Source organism: Brucella pseudogrignonensis (genome assembly GCF_031454375.1).
Classification (GTDB): domain Bacteria; phylum Pseudomonadota; class Alphaproteobacteria; order Rhizobiales; family Rhizobiaceae; genus Brucella; species Brucella pseudogrignonensis_A.
This window is the reverse complement of the sequence record NZ_JAVDQT010000002.1, coordinates 620,961-643,448: the sequence shown is the minus strand read 5'-3', so window position 1 is coordinate 643,448 and position 22,488 is coordinate 620,961. Positions and strand designations below refer to the sequence as shown.

The window sequence follows — 22,488 nt, the reverse complement described above, 5'->3', positions numbered from 1 at the left end:
ATAAAGTTCTTAAACTTTCAGCCTGTCCTCTGTTTATGCTACGTTTTTCTTTGCGTAACGCGGACGCAGCCGACTGATGTCAAACACCTTGGCGTCGACGCTTGTCGGGCTGCCGGTAATCAGATCAGCCATCAGCTGCCCTGCACCCGGCCCAATACCAAACCCATGTCCCGAAAAGCCCGATGCAATATGGAAGCCCGGAATGTGATGAACGGGGCTGATAACCGGAATTGCATCCGGCGTGGCATCAATGACACCAGACCATTCATTGAGAACACGCGCTTTCGCAAAGCCCGGAAAACGCAACGTCATGTTGCGTAAAGCCTTGCGCGTGAACCCCGAATTTGCCGGCGGATCCATAACGCGGCATTGTTCGAAGATCGTCTGCTCGTCCAAACGCCACTTGCGTTTTGTTGCAAGCTCCTGAAAAAATGTCGAATTGAAACGCAGGCTCAATTCGCGCCATGTCGTCAGATATGTCGGCGCAAATTCCTTGAAAAGCCGCAGATGATCGGGCGTAATGGGAGCAAGGTTTAAATTGCGCACAGCAATGGTGAAGCTGCCATCAAGGCGCTTGCGATAAGCAAAATCTCCTGCTCCCACCGGCATATCAGTAAGCCCTTCGACACCATCGACGCGCGCAACCGGGCCGATTACTTTAAGCTGCGGGAAATCAATACCCATATTTCCAGCAAACAGGCGTGACCAGATACCGCCAGCCAGAACCACCGCCTGACAACGGATTTCACCGCGCTCCGTTACAACAGAACTCACACGCCCTGCCGCTGTCTCAACGCCGCGTACCGCACAATGGGTGAAAATATGCGCACCCTTTTCGCGTGCAGCTTCCGCCATCGCTGGTACTGCGATCCACGGTTCGGCACGTCCATCTGTGCCAGTGTGCAAAACACCCAGTAGATTGCCATTATTGCCCGGAATTTTCTCAGCTATTTCGGCGGGAGTGAGCATGCGGGCATCAACGCCATGACGCTTGCCGATCTCGGCCCAGTTCAGCCAGTCTTTCAGTTCACGCTGGGTATAGGAGAGATAGCTGATACCAGTGCGCCGCCAGCCCGTTTCACGACCAATACGCGCATTCATCTGCGACCAGAGATTGACCGAATGCATACAGAGTGGCAGTTCGCGCTCATCACGCCCCATCTGGCGTGTCCAGCCCCAGTTACGGGCAGATTGCTCACCAGCAATCACGCCTTTTTCGCACACAGCAACCGAGATACCGCGCTCGGCCAGTTCAAGTGCCGTAGTAACCCCAACAATACCACCACCGATAATGACAACATCGACAGCTTTTGGCAGCGTTTCGTCACCCACAAATGGTGCGACCGGAATAGAAAGCGGCTTCATTTATAGAACTCACTTAAATGGTATTTATGCGTTGCTTGACTGATTGGCTTTACCGACCCGGACGGTCGATAAAATCACGCAGGCGATACCAACCCGTGAAGACCGGAAGGAACCAGGGCTTTTCGGAATAGAGCGGAATGGCCATAAATTTCTCACGGTCAAACGCAGATGGCATATTCTGCTGCCCAAGGATTTTCCGCGCGACCTGATAACCCAGATAGGTCATCAGCGCGACACCATTGCCGTTACATCCAACCGCAAAATGCGAACCGTCACGCTCGCCAATATGCGCAATCTTGTCGGCCGTCATGGCAACGCTTCCCACCCATGAATGGGTGATTTTAACGCCTGAAAGTTGCGGCCAGAGTGCTACCATGCGCGCATAAATGCGCTTTGCAGCCTGCTTCTCTGACATTTCAAAAACGCCGGGGCGAGAGCCAAAAAGCATCCGTGTACCATCCGGCGAAACGCGGCTGTAAATAAGATCGCGTCTAGTATCGGAAACCATGCGTCCATTCGGAATAAGTTCAGCCAGCAGATCAGCCGGTAACGGCTCAGTTGCGATCTGGTAGCTCTTCACCGGCACAAGGCGTCGGGCAAGCTCAGGAGATGCATCTTTTCCGGTATAGCCATTGGTTGCCTGAATGACATTGGTCGCCCGTATTGAGCCACGAGCAGTCGGAACAATTTTTTCATTGTTTGCGACTTCTTTCACGCGTCCGGCGCGTGCGTGTGAGCGCAGCATAACTCCAGCAGCCTTCGCACGCTCCCGCAAGGCTTTGTGAAACATAGCCGGATGCAAACCACCGTAATCGTCCACCACCATGCCGCCATGATAGTAGTCTGAACCTATCACCGAACGCTGCTCTTCGCGGGAAATCTGGTGCACTTTAACGCTGGTCTTCTCATTGAGAAGCGCGCCATGCCGTTTCAATGTCTCATAATCACGCGCAGTATAGGCACCGAAGAAGCGCCCTTTCAATGTCAGCGCTGCATCAAGATTTTCGCTCTTAATCAATGTCTTGAGATAATCAAAGCTTTCATTGCTTTCACCGATCAGTCGCGAAACAAGCGCTGGGTCAATGCCATTAATCGCACCACCGACTACAAGCTTCTGCGCGCTTGAAACCATGCCGCCGGAACGCGTGGAACAACCAGCACCCAGCTGCTCACTATCGAGAACGACAACCGAACGTCCGGCGCGGGCCAGATGTGTGGCCGCATTCAGCCCGGCATATCCAGACCCGACCACGACAACATCAACGCGTGCAGGCAGTGGATCAAGGTTGGTTTCCGGCTGTGCAGCCTCCCACCAATAGGGTGCTTCCTTGAAGTTCTCAGCATAAATATGGTCGTAACGGGACATTGAACGTCAAGCCCGAAGGCTCGTCCTTCTGAAATTTAGCGATGTCAGATGCGATGCGAGAGTTAGAGAACCTGCCCCAGGAATTCGCGCGTGCGAGCGTCCTGCGGGTTATCGAAGATCTGTGCAGGTGGCCCACTTTCAACAATCATTCCATGATCGGTGAAACAGACGCGATGCGAGACTTCGCGTGCGAATTTCATTTCATGCGTGACAAGAATGCAGGTCAGCCCATCTTCCACCAGTTCGCGAATGGTCAGCAGAACATCCTTCACTGTTTCCGGATCAAGTGCCGCGGTCACTTCGTCGAACAAAATAACTTCCGGCTGCATGGCAAGCGCACGCGCAATTGCGACACGCTGTTGCTGGCCACCTGAGAGCTGACCGGGATAGCTGTCTGCCTTGTGGGAAAGGCGCACTTTGTCGAGCAGTTTGCGCGCACGCTTTTCGACCTCGGCACGATCATGCCCCAGCACCTGAATTGGTGCCATCATGATGTTTTCCAACGCTGTCTTATGGGGAAACAGATTATACTGCTGGAAAACCATTGCCACTTCATGACGAAGCGGACGCATGGCCTTTTCCGTTTTCAATTCATGGACCTGATGGGGTCCAACGCGGATGGTTCCACTATCAATCGGGATTAGGCCGTTGATACAGCGCAGGATCGTTGATTTGCCCGAACCGGAAGGACCGATAATGCAGACGGCCTCGCCTTTTTTTACCGACAGATCGATGCCTTTGAGGACTTCAAAACTACCGAAGGCTTTGCGGATGTTTTGAATTTCGATAAGGGGGGCAGACTGGTTCATAGATTTTCTCCCTTAACTGCGCGTTCCAGACGGCGGGCAAACAGCGCAATCGGATAGCAGTAGGCAAAGAACAGGAAGAGCACGGTAAGGTAGAAGTAGACGAGCGCGAGCTCGCTCTCCATAGCAATAGACGTGTTCAGAATGGTGATGACGTCCTGAATGCCGGTTACTGTAGCAAGCGAGGTTGCGATCATCAGCAAGGCATAGAGGTTCATCCAGCCCGGGATCATCCGCCGGAACGCCTGTGGAAGAATAACGTAACGGTAGATTTGCATCGGAGTGTATCCAAGCGACCGTGCTGCTTCCCACTGACCAGAATGAATGGACTGCACAGCACCGCGAATAACTTCAGAAAAGTTTGCAGCCGTTGGCAAAGCAAGACCAATTGTTGCCTTAACAAAAGTCGGAAAAGGAATGACAAGGCCGAAAATACGCACTTCAAACGGAATGATGTAAAGCATCGCAAACAGCAGCACGAGCCAAGGCGAATTGCGAAGAAAGTTCATCACAAGCAACGCCGGAACACGCACCGAGGCATTCTTCACCATCGTTGCGAGACCCATAGCGGTTCCTAGAGCTGTAGCAAGTGCCATAGCCGCAATCGACAGCAGAATATTTAAGGCAAAGCCGCCAGTAATCGGCCAGCCTGAACCGGAACCAGTCAGAAGCAGGGGTAAGCGTGCGGCAACCCGGCGCCACTGATCAGCACCGCCTGAGAGCGCATCGACAGCGACCCATGTTGCAACAGCAAGAGCGATGAAAAGAAGAACAGCTCTCTTCTTATTCTCATATGTCATGACACTGTTCATCATGAACCTGCCTTGCCGTAACCGGGGAAAGCCATCCATGCTTCAAGTTTGGCCATAGCGTAGGTCAGAACCGATACGAGGCTCACATAGATCGCAAGTACCAGCACCATAACTTCGAGCGTACGGAAGTTATCGTTGTAGATCTGCCCGGCGTAATACATCAGTTCAGGGACAGCAATCACCGAGGCCTGAGAGGTCGTCTTGAAAAGATTACTCAGGATGTTTGTGAGTGCTGGAAGGCAGATACGCGTTGCGATCGGCGCTTCAATACGCCAGAACCGAGACCACCGACCATAACCGAGAGAACGAGAAGCCTCGATAATCGAGCGCGGCATCGTTTCAATGCCCGAACGGAATGCTTCAATAGCCAGCGCGCCACCAAACAGGCTTAGCGAAATAGCTGCGCAGGAGAAGGCACTTAATAACGGAACCGAAAGGCCCGTGGCCGGATCAACAACTTTCAAACCTAAAGTCGACAGCGTGAAATACGCAAATAGCATTTGCAGCAAAGGCGGTGTGTTGCGAAACACTTCGACAAAAAGCTCGATAAGCGCATCAAGCCAGAAAATACGCAGGGTTAGACCAAGCGCGCCCAACATACCAATCAGCACCGCAACGAATGACGAAATCGCTGCGAGCTGAATAGTATTGAGGACACCAATCACTAACCAATGCTGGTAGGTCGGATCACCGAGCCATGAATAATCAAGACCGAACAAAAGTGCCTCTCCGAGCTGAGCTTAGTTGCTTGCAGCAGCGGCAGCTTTGGCGCGCTCTGCAATATAATCGGAAGCAGGCATGTTAAATTCCTTCTCCCACTCGATGAGCTTGCCCTCGGCTTCGGCTTTGTGAATGGCTTTGTCTACGACTTCCTTGAAAGCCACATCACCTTCGCGGATGCCGCCGCCCATCGGTGCGAATTCATATGGCTGAACAGCGATCTTGTAGCCCGCCCAGTCTGCTTCACGCAGTTTCATACGCAGGGTGATGTCATCAAAAACAAAGCCGATGCAGCGATTATCTTTGAGTGCGCGATAGGCTTCAGGCGGATTTTTGAAAGCAACCAGCTTCATGCCGAATTCTTCAGTCATCTTCTTATTGAAGTAGGAACCCTGAATGCCGCAGACTGGCTGACCTTTGAACTGATCCCAGCTGTCGATCTTAGCTTCCTTTGCCATCATGACCGAAGGGCCGCCAGCCGAGACGTATTGTGTAGTGAAGTCGATAACGCGGTCACGCTCTGGTGAAATTCCAAGCGTCGCGAACACAAGGTCAACACGACCGGCCGACAAAAACTCAATGCGATTTGCAGCTACAACCGGTACAAGTTCAATCTTGTCTTCAGAACCCAAAAGCTCTTTGGCAACATATTTTGCCAACTCGATTTCGAAGCCGACAATCTCACCTTTTTCATTCAGATAACCATAAGGCGCATAATCATTTTTGACGCCGACGACGAGCTTATCGCGCTCTTTAATCGTAGCAAGCGTATCGGCCACGGCATTCTGAGCTGCCAGCACCGCACACATGGCCACCGTCGACAGAACAATCTTTCTGATCATTTTCGTTCCCTTTTTGAATATTCAGAATCCACTCGATATGAGGCCGCTGCTTTTTTAATCATTTTCCCATGCAGCCTTTATTTCATCATTGAACACTGATATTTCTCACTATACAAGTTATGTGCATCGTATTTTTCATAATGTGAGAATTCATGATCAAGAATCCTAAAACAGCTCCAACTGGCGGCACCCAACTTTTAGATCGTGCTGTGCAATTGCTTGATCTCGTTGCTGACGGTGGCAATGATGGGCTCACTTTGAAAAAGCTCACGGAGTTATCAGGACTTAACAACGCCACATGCCATCGCATTCTCAACACGCTCGTTGGTCACAAACTTCTCGCAAGAGATGATAAAAAACGCTGCTATCGGCTGGGCGCGCGCATGTCGATTTACGGGGCGCGGGCCGCACGGGGACCGGGTCTGATAAGCCGATGCGAGATTGCGCTGACCCGGTTACGCCGTCGTACCGGAGATACCGTGCATCTTATGGCACGGTTTAATCACGATTCTGTTTGTCTTGACCGCCGAGATGGAGAATGTGTTGTTCCCACCTTGACCGGCATGATCGGTGGTTCAGTGCCTCTGGGCGTTGGTCCGGGCTCCATTGCCATGCTGTCCTACCTTGATCAGGATGAGCAGGACTTCATCATTCGCGCTAATCTTGAACGCTATTCAGGCTATAAGGGTTTAACTGCCGACAGAATTCGTGAGCTAATAGAGCAAACGCGAGAGCGCGGATATGCAGTCGATGATGAGGAACTTATAAAAGGAATTGTGGGAATCGCTGTGCCGATTTTCACGGACGGCGTGACTGCTGGAGCATCCATAGGCTTCACGATACTGGGTGCAAAACTGGCTCCAAACTCGTTAACAGAATATGCTCGCATACTGAAAGATGAAGTGAATGCTATTCTAGGACAGTGACATTTTTTTGAATTAATGTGCCAATTTAAAATTATCAAAGAGATAATGTGCTATTCAAATCAATTGAAAAGATTGGCTTCTTTTGGGAAATATTATTGGTCAATTTATGACTGGGGTGAAGCGCATAAGTGACACGAAATTACTCTGACTTACTAACATATGGCAAAAGCTGACTTTTGCCATATGTTGAGCCTTGGGCTATGTAAAAGCCTAGTAAATTCCAGCAGTTTGTACAGATAGTCAGATCAGTAATTAGTTTCAGCTTCTTCCAGTTTTTAGAGAAGAAATAACGCTTCATCGTTGCGCACGAAATTTTATCATAAAAGAATGCCATGATACTATTTTCGTATGTTTCGCCAATTTAGATATCTTGAAACAAAGTTAATTGAATTTTATCTAAAAGTTATACTAAGTTGTATAGTAAAAATTAAATATTAAAAAACCCCGGCCAGCGTCGGGCGGGCCAAGTGCTAATTCGTAATCGGGGGGTCAATATTGGATAAGTAAAGGGGGTGAATATTCCGCTCCGATTGACAGCCTCACCAGCCGAGATAACTGGCCAAACTTTGGCCAGTTTACCAAGCACGAGGAGGAATCGGCGGCTACCAACCGCCGGTTGACTAAGCACGAGGATGGCTATTATCCCTACCCGCTTACGGGTGGGCAAGGTCAATCTATCGAAGCAATACGTTTCTTTTTGCTTTTCAACTGGTGGCTAGCAGTGCGCAATAGACAAGAATTGGCAAAGAGCGTGAAAATATAAGCTATAGATTTTATTATTTAAATGGTGCCGCTTAGCAGACTCGAACTGCTGACCCCATCATTACGAATGATGTGCTCTACCAACTGAGCTAAAGCGGCCCGGAACAGAAGTTCCCGTGTCCCGAAGGACTATCAGCCAATTGTGACCGAACGCTGCGCTGATAACTAAAAGCGGGAAGGAAAGCAAGGTCCAAAACGCACGTTCTGTATGTTTGTCTCAGACCTTCTTAAAAGATGGATCCCTTAATGGGCAAATCCCATTTATGCGCCGCCACAGATATGGTTGCGCGCTGCTGTATATTCTGATGTGAGGCGCTCAACCAGTTGTGACACAGGTGCAACTTTCTTTACCGCGCCTATTCCTTGTCCGCAGCCCCAGATGTCCTTCCAGGCTTTTGCACCTTCTTGTTGCACTTTATCGAAGTCCATTTTTGTTGGATCAGCTTGCGGCAGATTTTCCGGATCAAGGCCAGAATTTGTGATTGATGGCTTGAGGTAATTGCCAGCAATGCCAGTGAAGTAGTTTGAATAAACGATGTCGGACGAATTCGATTCCACGATCATTTGTTTGTAAGCGTCTGATGCGCGTGCCTCTGTCGTCGCAATAAAAGGAGAGCCAATATAGGCGAGGTCGGCGCCCATGGCTTGTGCTGCGAGAATGGCGCCGCCATTGGCGATTGCACCGGAAAGCAGCAGTGGACCATCAAACCATTCGCGGATTTCCTGAATAAGTGCGAAGGGTGAAAGTAGACCCGCATGGCCACCAGCGCCCGCTGCAACCGCAATAAGGCCGTCAGCACCTTTACGGATGGCTGAGTTGGCATGGCGGTTGTTGATAACATCATGCAAAACGATGCCGCCATAGGAATGGATTGCCGCGTTGACTTCAGGCACGGCTCCGAGAGAGGAGATAACGATTGGCACTTTGTATTTCACACAAAGGTTAAGGTCGTGCTCAAGGCGTTTGTTCGAGCGATGCACAATCTGATTAACGGCAAACGGTGCAGCTGGGCGATCGGGGTTGGCGGCATTATACGCGGCCAAACTTTCTGTAATTTCGGACAGCCATTCATCAAGCTGCGCTTCTGGACGGGCGTTAAGTGCAGGAAATGAGCCGACAATTCCTGCTTTACATTGCGCCAATACCAAGGCCGGATTGGAGATGATAAACAGTGGCGCTCCAACGACAGGAATGCGCAGTTTGTTCTTCAAAATATCCGGCAATGCCATTTTATCCTCCAAAATTGACGTTTGCGTAAACGTAATAGTTTTAACACGACTGAGGTTTACGGCAACACGAAAATATGCAGAAAGCGAGTGGAGCATATCGAGGTGGTTGTCCGTGAAGCCGCAGTATCTTTTGGCCAGAGGTTGGGGGAAAAAGAGGTATAAAGTTCGTAATAGACAACTTTATAAGGCGCTGCGGGTAGCCAAAATTGATGCAGAACCGCTAAATGCCTTGATTCAGACGTTAATTTCGCTGAGGCTCACTTAATCCGCTTCTTTCTGAGGACTCAGTCACACTATGACGGCCTGGAAACCTGCAGAATGGATTTTAGAAATCGAGGAAGAACTGCCCTTTGGAAAGTATCGAGCGCGCTATAAGAAATGCATTCGCAAAGTCGGATGCACATAGTCCGGCCACCCGGCAGCGTATCTATGAGGCTGCATGGGGCGCGCATGAGCGTGCGCTTGTTGCTAACACAGCACTCAGCGAAGAGCAAAAAAGGCAGCGGCGCGAGAAAGTCAAAGACGCGATCTCGGGTATTGAGAGTGAATTCAAGTCCACACAGGCTGCATCGGACCGGCGAGGCCCCTCGCTTGGCTCGCCTGAATTCGCTGATCCGGTACTTGGTGATAGCAGTTTTGAAACTGGTCCAGCTCTCGATAGAGCAGATATTCGGAGTGATCCCAAAAAGAAAAAACGCGGTTCGGCTCGGTCTGAGACCGCATCGGATTATGATGCTGGGGTTTCTCGCAAAGACCGCAAGAAGAAGCGCCGCTCGCCGCTTATCAGCGTCGGTGTTCCCGTACTGGTCATTGTTGTCTTGGGGCTTATCGGGTTTTCGCTTTATAACAGTTTTGCCGATTTCACGCGCGGAAATGGTTCAAGCCCGCTCCTCACTGAGAACAATATGGCCCCGATTAAGGAAGGTGAGGATCCTGAAGGCCGTAACTGGATCAATATTTTTACACCGGCTGATGTTACGCGCATGTCCGTTCAGGGTGGAGCTAAAGCTGACATTATGCGCGAAGGCACAAACAGCTTTGTGCGTGTGCAGTCGAATGGCGTGAACGATACCGTGACATTCGATGTCGGTGAAGGCGTGCTAAATCAACTTGCTGGTAAGAAGGCGACCTTCGATATTGTTGCCCGTAGCGATGATGGCAAGACCACGCAAATGTCCGTTAACTGTGATTTCGCAGGTCTCGGTGACTGCGGCCGCAGGCGTTATGACGTTCGCGATTCTGTGGGCGATTTCCTTTTTGATCAGGAATTTCAAGCAGGCCAATCTGCGGGACGCGGGGGAAAGATTATGATCAATTCCGATTTGAGCGGCTCCGGCAAAGCGGTCGATATTTTTGCAATTCGCGTCACGACTGCGGCTGCCGAATAATTAGCTCAGCAGCTTTTCCAGCGTTTCAAGCCGGTCCGCTTCGCGGGGTGGTTTGTCCCAGCGCAGGCGCGAGAAGCGCGGAAAACGCATTGCGACGCCGGACTTGTGCCGGGTTGACCGGTTAAGCCCTTCAAAGACAACCTCCACCACAAGGCCATGGTCAGGCTCAGCGCGCACAGAGCGCACCGGGCCGAAACGTTCAATCGTGTTTTCACGGACGAATTTGTCGAGCAGCTTCAATTCTTCATCGGTAAAGCCAAAATATGCCTTTCCAACTGGCACGAGAACGCGTGCGTCTTCGGGGCCAGTCCACACTGCGAAGGTAAAGTCAGAATAATAGCTGGAGCGTTTGCCGTGGCCTCGTTGCGCGTAGACAACCACGGCATCAATGGTAAACGGATCGCGTTTCCATTTGAACCATGGGCCTTTGGGACGTCCCGGTACATAAGTGCTGTCGTGCCGTTTGAGCATAAGCCCTTCAATAACCGGATGGGGCGGGTTGAGGCGTAGTTGCGCGAGTTGGTTAAAGTCTGAAAACTGAAGGACCGGCGACAAATCAAACCGGCGCTTATCGAGCTTTTCTACAAATTGAGCGAGCCGCGCACGTCGCTCTGAAAAGGGCAGCGCTCGCAAATCTTCGCCTGATTGCTGCGTGCCATCCTGCAAAAGATCATAGGCGCGGATGAAGGCCGGATATTCGCGCAACTGTTTGGTCGTAACTGTTTTGCGATTAAGCCGCTGCTGCAAATCGGAAAAGGTTGCGGTTTCGATGCCCGTTTCGCCGTGATGGCCCACCAGCAATTCGCCATCAATCGAGCCTTCGAAATCCATGGCCTCCAGCACATCGGGAAAAGTGTCGGAAATATCATCGCCGGTGCGAGAGTAAAGCCGCCGTACGCCATTTTCGGATACGGCCTGCACACGAATGCCATCCCATTTCCATTCTGCACTATAGGCGGATGGATCAAGCACGGGAATTTCGGCCTCATCCAGTGCCGTTGCCAGCATCACCGGTCTGAATGGTGCATCGGCGGTGGCCGCAGGCTTTGGAGCTTTGCCTTCCAGCCATTCGAACAGTGCGGTGTAAGGCTGAATCTGGCCGTGCCACAGCTCTTCGATTTCAACCACGTCTACGTCACCGAAGTTCGCTAGCGCCTGTTTTGCAAGGCGTGCTGAAACACCGATGCGTAAGCCGCCAGTCACGAGTTTCAGAAGAGCATAGCGTTCGGAAATGCCAAGCACATCAAGCCAGCTTGCAATGAGCAATGGACCTTCGCGGCGTGAAGCATTCTGCAATTCATGCACAACCACGCTGAGCGACAGATTGGCACCTGCTGGCGTTTCATTTGGGCCGGGCCAGATTAGTGAGATCGTTTCGGCAAGATCGCCGACATAATCGTAAGAATAGGCAAAAAGCGTCGGATCGATACGATCAGTCATGAGCGCGCGCAGCATTGCAGGTTTGACGCTTTGCAATTCCAGATCGCGTGTAATCGCTGCGAGCGCCAGCCCTCGGTCTGGATCCGGCGTGGTGCGGAAATAATCGACCAATAGGCGCAATTTTCCATTGCGCTGCGGTGTGAGAACAAGGCGGTCGAGAAGTTCAGCGAAAGCGCGCATCAGTCTCCTTCGTCCTCATAGCCGATAAGATGCAGCGGTCTCGCTGGAATGTTCTGCAATTCGCACCAGCGAACCAGCGCTTCTTCGCGTCCATGTGTGACCCAGACCTCGGCGGGTTTTATTTCACTGATGGTGGCGGTGAGCTCATCCCAGTCGCAGTGATCGGAAATGATCAGAGGCAATTCCACGCCGCGTTGCTTGGCACGCTGACGGATGCGCATCCATCCCGATGCGAATGCGGGCAGGGGGTCCGGAAAGCGTCGTGCCCAGCGATCAGCCAACGCAGACGGCGGGCCAATGACGATCTTTCCAGCAAAATTGGGCGCTACTTCACCACGTTCAAGCGTTGCAGGTTCCAGCTTGCCGAGATCGATGCCTTGCGATTGATAGTAATCGCAGAGTTTTTGCAAACTGCCATGGATATAGATCGGTTCGTCATAACCTGCATTGCGGATGAGTTTTATAACGCGCTGTGCTTTTCCAAGGGAATAAGCCCCGACCAAATGTGCGCGCTCAGGGAATTGTTTGAGCGATTTGAGCAGTGTCGCGATTTCGTGTGCCGCTTCAGGATGCCGAAAAACCGGAAGAGCAAATGTTGCCTCCGTGATAAAAACATCGCAAGCGACGGGCTCAAAAGGTGCGCAGGTTGGGTCGGATGCGCGTTTATAGTCACCCGATGCTACAATACGCGTGCCGTTTTGCTCGACCGCAATCTGTGCAGACCCTAGCACGTGCCCCGCGGGGTGAAAGCTGACTGTGACGCCATTAACATTGAGCACGTCGCCCAAACCGGTATGCTGCGTACTGCCTGCAAAATCTGCGCCATAGCGGATCGCCATGATATCCAGAGTTTGCCGGGTCGCGAGCACATTGCCATGACCAGCGCGCGCATGATCGGAATGACCATGCGTGATCAACGCACGATCAACTGGCCGCACCGGATCGATATAAAAATCGCCGGGCGGGCAGTAAAGACCTTTGGGTGTGGAGTGCAGAAGCTCGTTGAAGCGCATGAATGGTTAGATAGGTCAGCACCTTCGCGCTGGAAAGAGCCAATGAAAAGACTCCTATAAAATGAGAACAAAAGTGAACAAACATCTTGGCGGAAAGACTTGTGAGCACTAGATTGGTGGAGTGACGCTGAACCTGACCCCGACCACACCAACGGATGCCTTTGATCTGCCAGACCGTTTTGTAAAATGGTTTGCACAGAAGGGCTGGTCGCCGCGTGCTCATCAGCTGCAGTTGCTTTCACGCGCCGAACAGGGGCAATCGACGCTGCTGATCGCGCCTACAGGTGCTGGCAAAACACTGGCTGGCTTTCTGCCTGCGCTGGTCGATCTGGAGCAACGGGGCAGAAAAAAGCCGGGCATGGCAAAACAACAAGGCGTGCATACGCTTTACATATCGCCGCTTAAGGCGCTTGCAGTCGATATTCATCGCAATCTGACCATGCCAGTCGAGGAAATGGGTCTCGACATTACGATTGAGACCCGCACTGGCGATACGCCCGCACATAAGCGTCAGCGGCAGAAACTGGCGCCACCTGACATTCTTCTGACAACGCCGGAACAGCTTGCTTTGCTGATCGCTTCCAAAGGCGCAGAGCAGTTTTTCAAAGGCCTGCGTTACGTGGTGCTGGATGAGTTGCATTCGCTGGTTATTTCCAAACGTGGTCATCTGCTCGCGCTGGGGCTTGCGCGTTTGCGCCGTTTGCAACCACAACTGCAAACAATTGGCCTGTCGGCAACTGTCGCGCAGCCCGATGAGTTGCGTCGCTGGCTGGTCGAGCAGGATGACACTGACCCGAAATCTGGTCTCGTGACGGTTGATGGTGGAGCAAAGCCTGAAATTACCATTCTCGATTCCGAAGAGCGTGTGCCATGGGCCGGGCATTCTTCACGCTATGCGATCCCAGATATTTATGAGGCGGTCCGCGCCCATCGCACGACGCTATTGTTCGTCAATACGCGCAGTCAGGCGGAGATGCTGTTTCAGGAGCTCTGGCGCGTCAATGAGGATACGCTGCCAATTGCCCTACATCATGGCTCGCTTGATGCCAGTCAGCGCCGCAAGGTTGAACAGGCCATGGCAGCCAACACATTGCGTGCTGTGGTCGCTACCTCAACGCTTGATCTTGGCATCGACTGGGGCGATGTCGATCTGGTCATTCACGTCGGCGCGCCAAAGGGTGCCAGCCGTCTTGCGCAGCGTATCGGTCGTGCCAATCACCGCATGGATGAGCCAAGCCGCGCCATTCTTGTGCCTGCCAATCGTTTTGAGGTGATGGAGTGCCGCGCAGCGCTCGATGCAAATTATATTGGAGCACAGGATACTCTGCCATTGATCGATGGTGCGTTGGATGTGCTGGCACAGCATGTTCTGGGCATGGCCTGTGCCGAGCCGTTTAATGCCGATCAGCTTTATCGAGAGGTGCAGAGTGCTGCGCCATATTCAAATCTCACGCGTGAAACCTTTGATCAAATTCTCGATTTTGTGGCAACCGGCGGCTATGCGCTTAAAACCTATGAGCGCTTCGCCAAAATCCGTAAGACTGCCGATGGCACATGGCGGGTTTCAAATCCGCGCATTGCGCAGCAATATCGTCTTAACATTGGGACGATTGTTGAAGCGCCGGAGCTGAATGTCAGGCTTACGCGTGGCGGTAAGGGAGCGAATGCGAGAGGTGGCCGTGTTCTGGGCCGGATAGAGGAATATTTCCTCGAAACACTGACGCCGGGAGATACATTTCTTTTTGCAGGCAAGGTTCTACGGTTTGAAGGGATTCGTGAAAACGAATGCATGGCTTCTAATGCAGCCGGGCAGGATGCCAAAATCCCGGTCTATGCTGGCGGCAAATTTCCGCTTTCAACCTATCTCGCCTCTCAGGTGCGTGCGATGCTCGCAGACCGTTCGCGCTGGCAGTTTCTGCCCGAACAAGTGAGAGAATGGCTGGAAGTGCAGGCGTTCAAGTCGGTTCTGCCGCGTACGGATGAATTGTTGATCGAGACTTTTCCCAAGGGCGGACGGTTTTACATGGTCGCCTATCCTTTCGAGGGCAGGCTGGCACATCAGACGCTTGGTATGCTGCTGACACGTCGTCTGGAGCGAATGGGCGCGCATCCGCTTGGTTTTGTCGCGACCGACTATTCACTGGGGCTTTGGGGCCTAAAAGATATGGGTGCTATGATTGCTGCGGGTAAACTTAATCTGACGCGCCTGTTTGATGAGGATATGCTGGGCGATGATCTCGAAGCATGGCTTGATGAAAGTTATCTTCTGAAGCGAACTTTCCGCAATTGTGCCGTGATTTCAGGGCTTATCGAGCGACGGCATCCGGGGCTCGAGAAAACGGGCCGTCAGGTGACGGTGTCAACGGATCTGATTTATGACGTGCTGCGCACCCACGAGCCGGATCATATTTTGTTACAGGCAACGCGTGCTGATGCTGCGACCGGTCTTTTAGACATTAAGCGTCTGGGTGATATGTTGGCGCGTGTGAAGGGTCATCTGCTGCATAAACCGCTGGATCGTATTTCGCCGCTGGCGCTGCCTGTTATGCTTGAAATCGGGCGCGAACGCGTGGCAGGTGAAGGCGATGACATGCTGCTTGAAGAGGCAGCGGATGAACTGATCAGAGAAGCGATAGAATGACCGCAGTTTGGGGAAATGGTGAGGCTTACAGTCTTGCGCATAGTGAGGTGCGCGGGGTCGCGACCATTTATGATCCCTGTGGTGCGCTGTATTTGCCAGACCTTCATATGTTGGTCGTGTCTGACCTGCATCTTGAGAAAGGTTCGTCGTTTGCCCGACGCGGCCAGCTCATTCCGCCTTATGATACTGCCGCGACGCTCGATATGCTGGCCACTGTGATTGCGCGCTATCAGCCGCGCATAGTGATCAGTCTTGGTGACAGTTTTCATGATGCAAAGGCCAGCGAGCGGCTGCCGTCGCTATATGCAATCCGTCTTAAATCACTTATGGAGCGCCGCGACTGGTTCTGGATTACGGGTAATCATGATCCTGATCGACCCGTTGATTTACCTGGTGACTGTATTGATGAGCTGGCAATCGGACCACTTACATTCCGGCATGAGCCATCTCGAACAACGGCGCAAGGTGAGGTGGCAGGCCATCTTCATCCGGCTGCGCGGATTGTGCGGCGCGGACGCTCGGTTCGGCGTCCATGTTTTGCGAGCGATGGTCAACGGCTGATTATGCCAGCTTTCGGCGCCTATACCGGCGCACTCAATGTGTTGGATCGTGCATTTCGCGGGCTGTTTGTGGATACAACGTTGCGCGCTTACATGCTAGGGCAGGGCAAGGTTTACCCGATTGCACATGCTGCGCTGGTCGGAGGTTAATCGCGCTTAAACAGAATGCGGCCTGCCCATCCGGTGAAGACGGCTAGAAACACAGCAAACAAACCATAATAGAAGCTGTATTTATGTGCCGCATCATAAATGCTTTGCTCGACACCGGCTTTTACAATTTCAAGGCTTGCATTGGCTTCACGCAGGAAAACGCCATTGCGGAACAGTAGTGCGCGGGCGCGATGACGCCCTACAGGCACATTGGCTGAAAGGTTAAGCGTTGCGCGAAACAGAGTGCGTGAGAGAAACTCAACGCCACCGATACGTTGGCTGTATAGTCCTTGCCGGATTTTCATCTCGCGCAATTCATTTCCAAATTTTGGAATGTTGCCAGACAGGCTGGCTGGATCTTCCGGCCGCAGATAAAAATTGCGTACACCAACGGACAGCTGACGATAGAGCTTATCGTCAGCAATATCCTGCAAGTTACGCGTTGACGCGAGCGAATAGGATAGCGGTACATTGAGAAATGTTTCGGAATCCGCATTTACCCACACACCGAGATAACGTTCCTTCTTACGCACCACCAGATCGCGCGACGGGCCTTGTAGCACGACGATAATATCGTAGCGTCCGCGGCGAAGGATTGTTGGATCCGCGTTGTCGAGAGCACCGAAGATTGTGAGATCCGTGCCACCAAAATTGGAAGTGATCGCGATTGTTTCGGTCGAAAGGCCGATTTCGATCGTTTCCTCAGCCGGATTTTGCAGCTGTGGAACGCCATTGCCGTCGCCGCTCGAATTGATTTGCGCGGATGCGGGTATTGCAGCAAGGCCGGATAATAGCGTGGATATGAGTGCGAATTTCCGCATGTCACATATCCGCTATCGAGATCGAGAACAGATTATCAGGCCGTACGAACAGTCCGAAGGCGAGACGCAGACCAACGGCGAGGACGAGCAGCGCCAGCAGCAGGCGCAACTGTTCACCGCGCAGCTTTTGCCCCGCACGCGCGCCGTATTGCGCGCCGATTACGCCGCCGAGCATCAGGAGAAACGCCAGCACGATGTCGATTGACTGGTTGGTCGTTGCCTGCATGACCGTAGTGAAAGCCGTAACGAAAGTGATCTGAAATAGCGACGTGCCGACAACAACATTGGTCGGTACATGCAGCAGATAGATCAGAGCTGGCACCATGATGAAGCCACCACCCACACCCATCACCGATGATAGCAGCCCGATAAAGAAGCCAATGGCGAGCACGGGTATGATGCTGACATAGATCGTTGATGCGCGGAACCGCATCTTGAAGGGCAGTTTGTGAATCCAAGTATGCTGACCGGGACGGCGGATCGCGCCCGCCTGTCCCTTTTTCACGCGTCGGAGTGCACGTAAACTTTCAACCAGCATTAGCCCGCCGACAGTGCCAAGAAAGAAGACGTAAAGGATGGAAACGATAAGATCGAGCTGTCCCAGATCACGCAGCCACGAGAAGACAAAGATACCGAGTAGCGATCCGAGTATACCACCTACAACCAAAAACAGCCCGAGTTTGATGTCGAGTGTTCGCCGTTTGAAGTGTGCAAGAGCACCTGAAACAGACGATGCGATAACCTGATTTGCACCGGTTGCAACGGCGATAGCGGGTGGAATGTTATAAAAGATAAGCAGTGGTGTTATGAGAAATCCGCCGCCTACTCCGAACAATCCGGAAAGAAAGCCAACGGCAGCACCCATGCCAAGCAGAACCAGCATGTTGACCGACAATTCCGCAATGGGAAGGTAGATACCCAATTCCGAACCCGGTTTTAAAACGCACCACACGCAGTCCTGTGCGGTCGCGCTGTGCCGCAAGGTCTGTTTTAATTCCGCTAAAACCCGTTTTCGTAGAAATTTATGAGAACGCAGTTCTAACAATTTGATTTGGCGTGCATGTTAGCTGAAAATGATCACAGAAAATGCACTCTATGGGTTTGCTCTTTCGACGTTGTGAAGTCAAACACCGATTGCAAATAGAGTTACTTAGAAGTGGCATGACCAAAGAAAATAGAACATTGTTGTTTGTGGACCACAATATGACAATGCTCACCGCCGAAAAACTGCTTTATCTTTGCTATTCAAGCGCATTCTGGCGGTTGCTGATTACGATTTGAATGCCATCTTTTGGCGTGATCGCCGCGTGTGCTGATGATGGGTAAAATTGCGCTTTGATCGCGATCGGTTCCGACATTTTGTTGTCGATCAGGCTGCCAGTTTTAATGATATAAAGGAACGCGTTGGCGAGGCTTGCGCTGTAATTTCCTCCGAATTTGCTACCAGATGTGAAGCCAAACGATGTTGCGGCATCGCAGTAATAATCCCCGTTTGTAACGAGCCATTCATCGGTAGAGCTTGATCGCATCAACGACGTTTTCTTGCCGTCTGGGGTGACGAAATTGAGATTAAACGAAAGCGCCATGTAAATATTCTTTAATTCAGAGCTTCCAGAGAAAATTCTGAACATAGATTTATATGGTTGCACATCCTCTACAGGAATGAGTTGTCCATTCATTGATGAAATTTCAAAGTCGATGGCATCGCCCTGAAATCCCTTAATGTCCTTGTCGAGGGCAAGGGGCAGTTTTGCAATAATTCCATTTTCCATTTCATTATTTACATATAGCAGCATGAATCTTCCCCTTGTTATTCCATTAATATTAATCCGCGTAGAGAAGATTCAACCTGTTACTTATGGCAACGAGTAATGACCTGAATTAAATCATTTTTTCGCTTTTTATAGCGCTAATATTCTAATATATCCGTTCATTCGTAAAACACGATTAGAGCGGGAAGCGATAAGCTATTATGAAATATGTGGTTCTGGCGCTGACAACATTTCTTCCACTGCCTGCAATGGCCAATTGCATTCCACCGTGGCAGACGCAATTTGCCTGCAATATTCCTGATCGCGATGCGCGTGTCGAATTTTGTCGTATCGCGGATCCAAAAGCGCATCCCGATAAGAAAGAAGCCTATTACAATTATGTAACCGGAACCAAACCGTCCGAACTCTACTTTGAAACTAACTCGACGTGGTTTTCGACCAAAGACACCAATGTCGACCATCCAACCGATATGACTATGGCACTGGGCTACGCGCGCGGTGAATATGTTTATGCCTTCGTTGTAACGGAAGATAAGCGTCTCGGTGGAGCTATTCGAGACGCAGAAGTGCGGGTCTATTCGTCGACAGAAAAGTTTACGAACGACGCTAAAGACAATGAAAGTGCGAGACTTTATTGCGATTCAAAATCGATCATTGCCGATCAGGACAGTATCGCACCCTGATCGTTTGATTATTTATTCTTTTCAAGCAGAAGCTGGACAAGCTGCTGGTTGACTTCGCCAGTAGGCTCCTGACCATTGGCTTTCTGAATTTCCGAGATGGCGTTGCGGGTTTTGTTGCCCATGACGCCGTCGGCGGTACCAACATCATAGCCATTCTTCTGAAGAATAAGCTGAATGTTGCGGACAGCTTTTTTCATATCGACCGGTGCCTGTGCAACTGGCTTGGCTTCTAACCAGCTTTCGGGCATGTCGAGCGAATTGGCTTCCTGATTAAGCGGTTTTGCCTTCCAGAGTTCTACTGTGTCTTTTGCGCGTTGAAGCTGTTGCGGATTTAGCGCCGCACCAATTTGGTCGCGCTTGTCCGCAGCATCCTTGTCGCCAGCCTTTGCAGCGAGTGCAAACCACTTATAGCTTTCTTCCAGATCGACCGGCATTCCGAGACCCTGTGCTGCCAGAATGCCGAGATTATACTGGCTGTCCTTTACACCCAGTTCGGCTGCATCTGTAAACCAACGAATAGCAGCGGCATTGTCGGGAGAGCCACCTGCACCTGAAGCATAGAGAACGGCCAGATTGTGCATCGCTCCCGCATTGCCCTTTTGCGCTGATTGCTGATACCAATCAATGGCTTTACCGATATTGCGGGGCATTCCGAGCCCCTTTTCATTCATGTTTCCAAGACGATAAAGCGCTGGAACAAAACCTTTTTCGGCCGATAGCGCATACCACTTTGCTGCTTCAGCGTCGTTCTTTGAAACTCCAACTCCTTCGAAGTAGCGGTTGCCGATTTCAAAAAGCGCGTGGGCATCTCCAGATTCAGCGGCTTCGCGGAGTGTTGCAGGGCCTGCATCAGCAGGCACCTCGATCAATGAAGCTTCTGTTTTTTGAGCGGGTGCTTCATTAGAAAATGTATTGCGCTCAGATTGCAATTCCGGTTGTGGCTCAGTCGGGGTGTCCGATGCCTGTGGTTCGGTAGCCTGTGTCTCCGGCATTGAGAGCTGCGGCATTGGCTGAATGTCGGTTGTGGTTTTGCTCTCATTGGTAGGAGCAATAGAAGCGGTTGTATTGTTATCGATTTCTGGTGTGCTGTCCGTAGCGGCAATCTCGGCTTGCTGATTATTTTCGAGATAAGCTGCACCCACTTGCAAGCCTGCAATCGCGAGCATTACGGCACCAATTGCCATCAGAATTGGCTTGCGCTGGCGGCCGAACAGAGCGCTGAGTGAGCTTTTTTTATTATCTTTATTTTGGTCTGTATCCAGCTCAAGTCGGCTTGCTTCTTCCGCTGCTTTTTGTGCTGCGTGACGAGCAACGCTAATCAGATCAGCTTTCTTGTTTGCCTTTGTTTCTTCTTCATCTTGCTGGCCGCGTTCCTCACGCACACGCTTCATGATTGTGTTGAGGTCAAGAACACTGTCACTGTCGGGTTGAACAAAATCCAACGATGCGCCCAAGACAGGTTCGCGCCGTGTTTTCGGCGCCAGCCGTGCAAGGGTCTCACCGCCGCCGATTGCATCGACAGCAGGAGCTTTCTGTTGCTCAACGAGTGGAGTTACACTTTTTGGAGCAGTGTTTGGTGCCACTGAATAAGGGTTTGCAACGGGTTTTGCCTTTGATGCAATCGATGAATCACTGGGGCGTAGATCAATTTGTCGCTCAAGATTGGCGAGACGATCAACCACTTTTACGAGTGTCTCGTGGACAACTTCAAATGTTTTGCTGTTTCGTTCATCTGCACTGCGCGCCAGACTCTCGAGTGACTTCATGTCATTTGCGAGCTGAAGTGCTATTGTCGTGTCTTGTTGCGTGCCATGTTTCAAAACACGCGCAATAGCTGTTTCAGCGGCTTCGCGCGCAGCATCCAGAAATGTCTCACGGCTGTCGGCGATTGAGCGTTCAATCGTATCGAGCCGTGGTTTTAATTCTGCAAATTCTGCAGACGGTTTTGCCAGTTGCCGCGCCAGATTTGCTATCTGGTTTTCTAGCCCGCGAATTGCTTCACTTTCACCCAGAGCGAGTTCGCTTGATGGTGGTGTTTGTAAAAGGCTCAGCGAAATTTGCTGTGAGATGTCATCAAGCCGGCCTTCAAGCGTATGGAGTAAGCCGCTTTCCGCATAGTGGCTTGCATATTGCGCATCCAGGCGCTTAGTTAACTCTCTGAATTTGTTATCTATCTTTTCAAGAAGGGCAGGGTTCGGTTCGGCTGACCATTTCTCGGCAGCTTCTAATTTCTGGCCAATTGCTTCAAGCCGTGACTCGATAATATGATAGTCAGGCTGGCTCAGGTTTTCCATAACCCGTCCAACTTGATGTGCCAAAAGATTGATTTGCTGTGCCAGATGCTCAATTGCCTCGTCAGGGAGGTGTGAACCTTCACTTAAAGCATCAATACGCTGCGATAACTCACCAAGGCGACGGAAAAGCGTATCAGCATTCTGGTCAGCCACAGAGTTATCAAGCTGCTGTGTAAGTTCTGTTAGACGGGCTTCAATACGCTCCAAACGAAGCGCTTCTTCACGATCTGATTGTTGGCGCTGATTGGCAGCAATAACTGCGCGGCTGATCTCATCCAGTCGGCTGTCCATCTGTCGAAGAAGACCAGTGTCAAAAGCTGGCGAGCGCTGTTCCTCACGGCTGTTGTATGAATGCCGCGATATAGCTGGCGATACTCGCTCTCCATATTGCCCAAAGACATCTTTTTCGCGATTTAAACGACGGAGATGTTCAGCAATTTCTGCAATATCCTCAATGCGTCTGTCCGAAGCGTGAGGCTCGGAAAAGCGCTCTCGTGCGTTCATTTCACTCGAGTTGCTGAGGCGTTTTTCCAGCTGTGCCAATGTGTTGTGCAGCTCGTCCATAGCACTCCAATTTGGTGCCGTGGACGTTACATGACGCTCACGCAGGGCGTTGAGTTCGTCGATGACTGAACGAGAACCAGAAGCCTGATGTGAGTTTGCCATATGAAATTCGCTTTTCAAAAACAGAAACCGCCAGAGTTCGAATCCACGAAC

18 protein-coding genes and 1 tRNA gene are annotated in these 22,488 nt (G+C 51.3%); 5 read left to right on the top strand and 14 right to left on the bottom strand.

Features of this window, described 5'->3' with window-relative positions:
- Positions 1-33: 33 nt before the first annotated feature.
- The 6 genes from J2782_RS10790 to J2782_RS10765 form a co-directional block, all read right to left on the bottom strand.
- Positions 34-1,365, bottom strand: a complete 1,332-nt coding sequence (locus J2782_RS10790) for an NAD(P)/FAD-dependent oxidoreductase (RefSeq protein ID WP_310012234.1) — start codon at positions 1,363-1,365, stop codon at positions 34-36.
- A gap of 49 nt (positions 1,366-1,414) precedes the next feature.
- Positions 1,415-2,731, bottom strand: a complete 1,317-nt coding sequence (locus tag J2782_RS10785) for an NAD(P)/FAD-dependent oxidoreductase (protein ID WP_310012233.1) — start codon at positions 2,729-2,731, stop codon at positions 1,415-1,417.
- A gap of 62 nt (positions 2,732-2,793) precedes the next feature.
- Complete coding sequence (locus tag J2782_RS10780) at positions 2,794-3,540, bottom strand: amino acid ABC transporter ATP-binding protein (protein ID WP_310012232.1); 747 nt, start codon at positions 3,538-3,540, stop codon at positions 2,794-2,796.
- Positions 3,537-4,352: an amino acid ABC transporter permease gene (locus J2782_RS10775; RefSeq protein ID WP_310012230.1), complete on the bottom strand. Its 816-nt coding sequence runs from the start codon at positions 4,350-4,352 to the stop codon at positions 3,537-3,539. Before J2782_RS10775 ends, J2782_RS10780 begins: the two co-directional genes overlap by 4 nt.
- A complete protein-coding gene (locus tag J2782_RS10770; protein WP_310012225.1) occupies positions 4,349-5,068 on the bottom strand; it encodes an amino acid ABC transporter permease in 720 nt (239 codons plus the stop codon). Before J2782_RS10770 ends, J2782_RS10775 begins: the two co-directional genes overlap by 4 nt.
- 21 nt (positions 5,069-5,089) lie before the next feature.
- Positions 5,090-5,911, bottom strand: coding sequence for a transporter substrate-binding domain-containing protein (locus tag J2782_RS10765; protein WP_310012223.1), 822 nt, complete (start codon positions 5,909-5,911; stop codon positions 5,090-5,092).
- A gap of 152 nt (positions 5,912-6,063) precedes the next feature.
- Between J2782_RS10765 and J2782_RS10760 the strand changes: the two genes are divergently transcribed.
- Positions 6,064-6,837 carry an IclR family transcriptional regulator gene (locus J2782_RS10760; protein WP_310012221.1) on the top strand — a complete coding sequence of 258 codons (774 nt, stop codon included), beginning with the start codon at positions 6,064-6,066 and terminating at the stop codon, positions 6,835-6,837.
- Positions 6,838-7,622: 785 nt separating this feature from the next.
- Here J2782_RS10760 and J2782_RS10755 read toward each other — a convergent pair.
- Positions 7,623-7,698 (bottom strand) — tRNA-Thr (locus J2782_RS10755).
- A 162-nt stretch (positions 7,699-7,860) separates the two neighbouring features.
- Complete coding sequence (locus J2782_RS10750) at positions 7,861-8,829, bottom strand: NAD(P)H-dependent flavin oxidoreductase (RefSeq protein ID WP_310012218.1); 969 nt, start codon at positions 8,827-8,829, stop codon at positions 7,861-7,863.
- Between the two features lie 350 nt (positions 8,830-9,179).
- Here J2782_RS10750 and J2782_RS10745 point away from each other — a divergent pair, with 350 nt between their 5' ends.
- Complete coding sequence (locus tag J2782_RS10745; protein WP_310012217.1) at positions 9,180-10,217, top strand: hypothetical protein; 1,038 nt, start codon at positions 9,180-9,182, stop codon at positions 10,215-10,217.
- Here J2782_RS10745 and J2782_RS10740 read toward each other — a convergent pair whose 3' ends face one another.
- Together J2782_RS10740 and J2782_RS10735 are read right to left on the bottom strand one after the other, a co-directional pair.
- On the bottom strand, positions 10,218-11,837 hold the full coding sequence (locus J2782_RS10740; RefSeq protein ID WP_310012215.1) for a cisplatin damage response ATP-dependent DNA ligase: 1,620 nt from the start codon (positions 11,835-11,837) through the stop codon (positions 10,218-10,220).
- On the bottom strand, positions 11,837-12,850 hold the full coding sequence (locus J2782_RS10735; protein WP_310012213.1) for a ligase-associated DNA damage response exonuclease: 1,014 nt from the start codon (positions 12,848-12,850) through the stop codon (positions 11,837-11,839). Before J2782_RS10735 ends, J2782_RS10740 begins: the two co-directional genes overlap by 1 nt.
- A 121-nt stretch (positions 12,851-12,971) precedes the next feature.
- Here J2782_RS10735 and J2782_RS10730 point away from each other — a divergent pair, with 121 nt between their 5' ends.
- Both J2782_RS10730 and pdeM read left to right on the top strand, forming a co-directional pair.
- Entirely contained in the window at positions 12,972-15,491 is a 2,520-nt protein-coding gene (locus J2782_RS10730; RefSeq protein WP_310012210.1) for a ligase-associated DNA damage response DEXH box helicase, read from the top strand.
- Positions 15,488-16,201: a ligase-associated DNA damage response endonuclease PdeM gene (pdeM, locus tag J2782_RS10725; RefSeq protein WP_310012208.1), complete on the top strand. Its 714-nt coding sequence runs from the start codon at positions 15,488-15,490 to the stop codon at positions 16,199-16,201. The genes J2782_RS10730 and pdeM overlap by 4 nt, the downstream gene beginning before the upstream one ends.
- Here pdeM and J2782_RS10720 read toward each other — a convergent pair.
- The 3 genes from J2782_RS10720 to J2782_RS10710 all read right to left on the bottom strand — a co-directional run bounded on the left by J2782_RS10720 (position 16,198) and on the right by J2782_RS10710 (position 18,818).
- Complete coding sequence (locus J2782_RS10720) at positions 16,198-17,022, bottom strand: TIGR02186 family protein (RefSeq protein WP_310012207.1); 825 nt, start codon at positions 17,020-17,022, stop codon at positions 16,198-16,200. The two genes, pdeM and J2782_RS10720, sit on opposite strands and share 4 nt — an antisense overlap.
- A gap of 1 nt (position 17,023) precedes the next feature.
- The gene (locus J2782_RS10715; protein WP_310012205.1) at positions 17,024-17,944 is read right to left on the bottom strand and encodes a sulfite exporter TauE/SafE family protein; all 921 of its coding nucleotides are present in this window, start codon (positions 17,942-17,944) and stop codon (positions 17,024-17,026) included.
- A gap of 319 nt (positions 17,945-18,263) precedes the next feature.
- Entirely contained in the window at positions 18,264-18,818 is a 555-nt protein-coding gene (locus J2782_RS10710) for a hypothetical protein (RefSeq protein ID WP_310012201.1), read from the bottom strand.
- 176 nt (positions 18,819-18,994) lie between these two features.
- Here J2782_RS10710 and J2782_RS10705 point away from each other — a divergent pair, with 176 nt between their 5' ends.
- Positions 18,995-19,477, top strand: coding sequence for a hypothetical protein (locus J2782_RS10705; RefSeq protein ID WP_310012199.1), 483 nt, complete (start codon positions 18,995-18,997; stop codon positions 19,475-19,477).
- An 8-nt stretch (positions 19,478-19,485) separates the two neighbouring features.
- On the opposite strand, the gene J2782_RS10700 is transcribed toward J2782_RS10705, so the two are convergent.
- Complete coding sequence (locus tag J2782_RS10700; protein WP_310012196.1) at positions 19,486-22,437, bottom strand: peptidoglycan-binding protein; 2,952 nt, start codon at positions 22,435-22,437, stop codon at positions 19,486-19,488.
- Positions 22,438-22,488 lie beyond the last annotated feature (51 nt).

What these genes read in the sequence shown, in the direction of transcription:
- J2782_RS10790 (WP_310012234.1), bottom strand. Translation starts at nt 1,365, where the DNA reads ATGAAGCCGCTTTCTATTCCGGTCGCACCATTTGTGGGTGACGAAACG.
- J2782_RS10785 (WP_310012233.1), bottom strand. Translation starts at nt 2,731, where the DNA reads ATGTCCCGTTACGACCATATTTATGCTGAGAACTTCAAGGAAGCACCC.
- J2782_RS10775 (WP_310012230.1), bottom strand. Translation starts at nt 4,352, where the DNA reads ATGATGAACAGTGTCATGACATATGAGAATAAGAAGAGAGCTGTTCTT.
- J2782_RS10700 (WP_310012196.1), bottom strand. Translation starts at nt 22,437, where the DNA reads ATGGCAAACTCACATCAGGCTTCTGGTTCTCGTTCAGTCATCGACGAA.
- J2782_RS10710 (WP_310012201.1), bottom strand. Translation starts at nt 18,818, where the DNA reads ATGCTGCTATATGTAAATAATGAAATGGAAAATGGAATTATTGCAAAA.
- J2782_RS10780 (WP_310012232.1), bottom strand. Translation starts at nt 3,540, where the DNA reads ATGAACCAGTCTGCCCCCCTTATCGAAATTCAAAACATCCGCAAAGCC.
- J2782_RS10765 (WP_310012223.1), bottom strand. Translation starts at nt 5,911, where the DNA reads ATGATCAGAAAGATTGTTCTGTCGACGGTGGCCATGTGTGCGGTGCTG.
- J2782_RS10735 (WP_310012213.1), bottom strand. Translation starts at nt 12,850, where the DNA reads ATGCGCTTCAACGAGCTTCTGCACTCCACACCCAAAGGTCTTTACTGC.
- J2782_RS10740 (WP_310012215.1), bottom strand. Translation starts at nt 11,837, where the DNA reads ATGCGCGCTTTCGCTGAACTTCTCGACCGCCTTGTTCTCACACCGCAG.
- pdeM (WP_310012208.1), top strand. Translation starts at nt 15,488, where the DNA reads ATGACCGCAGTTTGGGGAAATGGTGAGGCTTACAGTCTTGCGCATAGT.
- J2782_RS10750 (WP_310012218.1), bottom strand. Translation starts at nt 8,829, where the DNA reads ATGGCATTGCCGGATATTTTGAAGAACAAACTGCGCATTCCTGTCGTT.
- J2782_RS10720 (WP_310012207.1), bottom strand. Translation starts at nt 17,022, where the DNA reads ATGCGGAAATTCGCACTCATATCCACGCTATTATCCGGCCTTGCTGCA.
- J2782_RS10760 (WP_310012221.1), top strand. Translation starts at nt 6,064, where the DNA reads ATGATCAAGAATCCTAAAACAGCTCCAACTGGCGGCACCCAACTTTTA.
- J2782_RS10705 (WP_310012199.1), top strand. Translation starts at nt 18,995, where the DNA reads ATGAAATATGTGGTTCTGGCGCTGACAACATTTCTTCCACTGCCTGCA.